This is a genomic window from Asanoa sp. NPDC050611, from assembly GCF_040654855.1.
GTDB lineage: Bacteria > Actinomycetota > Actinomycetes > Mycobacteriales > Micromonosporaceae > Asanoa.
On the sequence record NZ_JBFAIU010000636.1, the window covers coordinates 1 to 2,007 of the forward strand.

Annotated in this window: 2 protein-coding genes and 1 pseudogene; all 3 read left to right on the forward strand. The window is 67.8% G+C overall.

The genetic code is table 11. From position 1 onward, the window contains the following. The first annotated feature begins 102 nt into the window (after window positions 1-102). Window positions 103-927 carry a sugar ABC transporter permease gene (locus tag AB0H87_RS41275; RefSeq protein ID WP_360159168.1) on the forward strand — a complete coding sequence of 275 codons (825 nt, stop codon included), beginning with the start codon at window positions 103-105 and terminating at the stop codon, window positions 925-927. Further along, entirely contained in the window at window positions 924-1,748 is an 825-nt protein-coding gene (locus AB0H87_RS41280; RefSeq protein ID WP_360159165.1) for a carbohydrate ABC transporter permease, read from the forward strand. The genes AB0H87_RS41275 and AB0H87_RS41280 overlap by 4 nt, the downstream gene beginning before the upstream one ends. A 36-nt stretch (window positions 1,749-1,784) precedes the next feature. Continuing rightward, a pseudogene (locus AB0H87_RS41285) lies at window positions 1,785-2,007 on the forward strand (hypothetical protein); the annotation flags it as partial.

The following is a 2,007-nucleotide window of genomic DNA, read 5'->3' on the forward strand; positions in this document are numbered from 1 at the left end:
GGGGCGGCGACCGCCGCCCCACCCGGACCGCCGGCGTCCCGCACCCGCCGGCCCAGCCGCTGGTTGGCGTGGGGCTTCCTGGCACCCGTGACCGTCTACCTGGTGGCCTTCTACGCCTATCCGCTCTACCGCAACGTCGAACTGAGCCTGCGCGAGTACACCGTTCGCTCGTTCGTGCAGGGCGGTGCGCCCTTCGCCGGCCTGGACAACTTCCGCACGGTCCTTTCCGATTCCGCGTTCTGGCCGACGCTGGCGCACACGCTGGTCTTCACCGGCGTGTCCCTGGCGTTCCAGTTCTCCATCGGCATGGCGCTGGCGCTCTTCTTCCACCAGCACTTCCCGCTGTCCCGTACGTTGCGGGCGTTGATCCTCGTGCCGTGGCTGCTGCCGCTGATCGTCTCGGCGTCGACCTGGTCGTGGCTGCTCAACAGCGACTCGGGGCTGGTCAACGCCGCTCTGGGCGCGGTCGGGATCGCACCGGTCAACTGGCTCACCTCGCCGGGCTGGTCGCTCGCCTCGGTGACCATCGCCAACATCTGGATCGGCATCCCGTTCAACCTCGTGGTGCTGTACAGCGGCCTGCAGGCGATCCCGACCGAGATGTACGAGGCGTCCGCGTTGGACGGTGCGACGGCCTGGCAGCGATTCTGGTCGATCACCCTGCCGTTGCTGCGCCCCGTCTCCGCGATCACGCTGCTGCTTGGACTGATCTACACGCTGAAGGTCTTCGACATCATCTGGATCATGACCAAGGGCGGCCCGACCGGCTCCTCGGCCACGCTCGCCATCTGGTCGTACCGGCTCGGCTTCGGCAACCTGCTGCCCGAGTTCGGTCCGGCTGCGGCCATCGGCAACCTGCTCATCGTGATGGCCCTGGTCGCCGGCCTCCTCTACATCCGGATCGAGCGGAGGCAGCACCTGCGATGACCACGTCGACGCCCCGGGCCCGATGGAAGACCGGCGTCGGGCTGGTGCTGACCGGGCTGATGCTCTTCCCGGTCTATTGGATGATCAACGTTTCGTTGACCCGGGACCAGGACATGCGGGCCAGCCCACCGCACCTGCTCCCGATCGACGGCACCTGGGACGGCTACCGAGCCGTGTTCGACCAGCAGCTGCCGTATCTGGGCACCAGCTTCCTGGTGGGTCTCGGCACGGTGGCGCTGACCGTCGCGCTGGCCGCCCCCGCCGGATACGCGTTGGCGAAACTCCGGCCACCCGGCCGGACGGCACTGAGCTTCGTGCTGCTGATCGCCCAGATGATCCCGGGAATCATCATGGCGATGGGCTTCTACGCCACCTATCTGACCTTCGGCGTGCTCAACACGCTGCCGGGCCTGATCCTGGCCGACTCGACGCTGGCGGTGCCGTTCGCCGTATTGATCTTCACTGCCTTCATGTCCGGGATTCCCGACGAACTGCTCCAGGCCGCCGTGGTCGACGGCGCCAGCCGGCTGCGCGCCTTCTGGTCGGTCGTACTGCCGCTCAGTCGCAACTCGATCGTCACCGTCTCCCTGTTCGCGTTCCTGTGGTCCTGGTCGGACTTCATCTTCGCCTCGACCCTGGCCGGCGGCAGCGACCACCAGCCGATCACCCTCGGCATCTACCACTACATCGGCAACAACAACCAGCAGTGGAACGCCATCATGGCCACCGCTGTCGTCGCCTCCGTCCCCGCCGCCGTGCTGCTGGTCCTGGCCCAGCGGTACGTCTCGATGGGCGTGACCGCCGGCGCCGTCAAGGACTGACCGACCGACCGCACCACAGAAAGGCACCTGCCGCCCATGACCGTCGCCCCGTCCGGTCCACAGTTCTCCATCCAGGACATCCCGTTCAGCTACCGCGGCTCGTGGCTCAACATCTCTCCGGTCGTCGGCGAGAAGACGTACGCCGACGACCTGCACCTGGTTTCCCACCAGACCGGGCTGCACCCCGTGCTGCGCCTGACCCCCGCGGACGCCGGCAACGAGGCCGGGCGGGTCGACGGCGCGGGCGAGCTGACGATGT